Here is a 325-nt window from a genome sequence, read left to right as displayed (position 1 = left end):
ATATCAGGGTCAACGGATGGTGCACCAGATATATAAACAGCGAGGCGTTGACCAGATAGGTGATGCGCGGCGAGTGATAATTCAGCAGGTTATGCCCGAAAGAGAACGCCACGTTGGTCATCAGGATCCCCATTAGGGTTTTGATCACCACTTCCAGCTCGAACATATAGCTGCTGTGCGCCAGCAGCTTTTGGTTCAGCATATATGCGACAAACAGCAGCAGCGAACCGAGCAGCGCCAGCGGTGAGCGGCGCAGAAAAATCTCCTTAAGCCACACATACTTAAACGCATAAGCGCCGAGGATGAAGAACGGCAGGTAGAACAT

At 51.4% G+C, this 325-nt stretch carries 1 protein-coding gene; it reads right to left on the bottom strand.

Going from position 1 to position 325, the window contains the following annotated elements:
* The coding region (locus KHA85_RS20765) for an acyltransferase family protein (RefSeq protein ID WP_213186762.1) at positions 1 to 325 on the bottom strand (325 nt) is incomplete at both ends.

Source organism: Dietzia massiliensis, assembly GCF_018390595.1.
GTDB lineage: Bacteria > Actinomycetota > Actinomycetes > Mycobacteriales > Mycobacteriaceae > Dietzia > Dietzia massiliensis.
This window is presented reverse-complemented; position numbering and strand designations above follow the sequence as displayed.